At 58.4% G+C, this 2,069-nt stretch carries 3 protein-coding genes and 1 pseudogene; 2 read left to right on the top strand and 2 right to left on the bottom strand.

Features of this window, described 5'->3' with window-relative positions; all coding sequences use genetic code 11:
* The first annotated feature begins 153 nt into the window (after positions 1-153).
* Together C1I89_RS33655 and C1I89_RS33650 are read left to right on the top strand one after the other, a co-directional pair.
* The gene (locus C1I89_RS33655; protein WP_102776419.1) at positions 154-363 is read left to right on the top strand and encodes a TA system antitoxin ParD family protein; all 210 of its coding nucleotides are present in this window, start codon (positions 154-156) and stop codon (positions 361-363) included.
* Entirely contained in the window at positions 363-641 is a 279-nt protein-coding gene (locus C1I89_RS33650; RefSeq protein WP_102776418.1) for a type II toxin-antitoxin system RelE/ParE family toxin, read from the top strand. Before C1I89_RS33655 ends, C1I89_RS33650 begins: the two co-directional genes overlap by 1 nt.
* Here C1I89_RS33650 and C1I89_RS33645 read toward each other — a convergent pair.
* Both C1I89_RS33645 and C1I89_RS33640 read right to left on the bottom strand, forming a co-directional pair.
* A complete protein-coding gene (locus tag C1I89_RS33645; RefSeq protein ID WP_102776417.1) occupies positions 638-1,885 on the bottom strand; it encodes a site-specific DNA-methyltransferase in 1,248 nt (415 codons plus the stop codon). The genes C1I89_RS33650 and C1I89_RS33645 overlap by 4 nt on opposite strands.
* Positions 1,878-2,069 (bottom strand): annotated as a pseudogene (locus C1I89_RS33640) (D-Ala-D-Ala carboxypeptidase family metallohydrolase); the annotation flags it as partial. The pseudogene C1I89_RS33640 and the gene C1I89_RS33645, both read right to left, overlap by 8 nt.

Raw genomic sequence — 2,069 nt, 5'->3', positions numbered from 1 at the left:
ACCAGCAAGCAGTACGGCATCCCCAAGGGCCTGCCTTACCTGGCAGGCTTTGTGATTCACTGCGAGATCGTCGAAGAGGCCATGGCTGACTGAGAAAAAGGTTCCTTTTTGGTCCATGACGGGCTATCATGGAGCCAATCAAAGGAGGTTCATATGGCCGTCAACGTCAAACTGCCCGAAGCTTTGGTTGAGACCGCCAAGCGTTACGGCACCATCGAGCACCGCTCGGTGCCCAAGCAGATCGAATACTGGTCTCAAATTGGCAAGATCGCCGCAGAAAACCCCGATCTGCCTTTCAGCGTCATCCGCGACATTCTGATTGCGGACCAGGAAGAGCCTATTGGTGAATACCAGTTCGGCTGATGCGCATCCTTGTCACCCCGACCTTCGAGCGCGCTGTTAAAAAGCTGCACAAGCAACAAAAAGCCGCGCTTGACGAAGCGGTACGAGCCATCGCCAGCCAACCCGACGCGGGTGAAACCAAGGTCGGTGATTTGGCCGGCGTGCAGGTTTACAAGTTCCGCATGGGCACCCTGCTGTGCCTGCTCGCCTACCGCGTCCTGGATGAAAACACACTGAAGTTGTTGATGGTCGGTCCGCACGAGAATTTCTACCGCGACCTCAAACGCAACGAGCACTAATTAGCCAGATCATTGAACTTGAGCCCATCCGCTTCCCGATAGGCTTCCTGCCCACTCCATTCCTGCCAGCGGCGCACGATCACATCGACGTACTTGGGGTCGAGTTCGAGCAGCCAGCCGATGCGGCCGGTTTTTTCTGCGGCAATCAGAGTGGTACCAGAGCCACCGAACGGGTCCAGCACGATGTCGCCAGGTCGGCTGGAATTGCGGATTGCCCGCTCGACCAGTTCCACCGGCTTCATGGTCGGGTGCAGGTCGTTCTTCTGCGGCTTCTTGATGTTCCACACATCGCCCTGATCACGATCCCCGCACCAGTGGCGGTTCTCTCCTTCCGGCCAGCCATACAGGATCGGTTCGTATTGACGCTGGTAATCCGCTCTGCCCAGGGTGAAGGTGTGCTTGGCCCAAATGATGAACGTAGACCACTTTCCACCGGCCGCGCGAAACGCGGCTTGTAGCGTGTCAAGTTCGCTGGAGGACATCGCAATGTAGACCGCGCCATCGCAGTGGGGCAACATCAGCGAGAGCGCATCGAAGACGAAGTCATAAAAACCCTCGCCCAAGTTGTCATTCAGGATAGGTCGGTGCTTACCACGCAATTTGTCTTTCGCGCTATTGGCATAGTTGACGTTGTAGGGCAAGTCGCTCCAGATCATCTGAACGCGTTGCCCGGCGAGCAACTGCTCGTAGCTGAATGGCTGCGTAGCATCACCGCAAACCAGCCGGTGATTGCCAAGAATCCACACGTCACCGGGTCGGCTGATGGCTGTTTCGCTCAGTTCTGGAATGGCATCCTCATCTGTATTGCCATCGACCGTGGTCTCTTCGCCCGCCATGATCTCGGCCAGCGCGTCGGCATCGAAGCCGGTGATGTCGAGATTGAATCCATCTTCCTGCAGCGACTGCAACTCGATGCGCAGCATGGCGTCGTCCCAGCCGGCGTTTTCTGCAATGCGGTTGTCCGCAATGATCAGCGCGCGGCGCTGGGTGGGTGTCAGATGATCGAGGACGACCACCGGCACGGTATCCAGACCGAGCTTTTGCGCGGCGGCGAGACGTCCATGGCCCGCCACGATCACGCCATCGGACCCCGCCAGGATCGGATTGGTGAACCCGAACTCGACGATGGATGCCGCAATCTGCGCCACCTGCTCCTCTGAGTGGGTACGGGCATTGCGGGCGTAGGGCACCAGTTTCTCGGTGGGCCAGCGCTCGATATGGGTGGATAGCCAGGGTTCAGACATGGACCAACCCCGTTTCATAGACGGTCTTGCCCTGGTTCAGCTTGGCCGTGAGCAACTGGGTGCGCTCATTCGAGATCGCCACTGCCAGATGGGTCCACCGTCCGAACTCGTGAATGATCTGCACGCAGGGCAGCTTCAACTGGTGGGCGGCTTGGCACACGAGCAACGGCGTCATACCTGGCAC

The sequence above is a fragment of the Achromobacter pulmonis genome (assembly GCF_002885955.2).
In the GTDB taxonomy this organism is placed as follows: domain Bacteria; phylum Pseudomonadota; class Gammaproteobacteria; order Burkholderiales; family Burkholderiaceae_B; genus Achromobacter; species Achromobacter pulmonis_A.
Note: the sequence above shows the minus strand (reverse complement) of the source record. Positions and strands in the feature narration are given on the sequence as shown.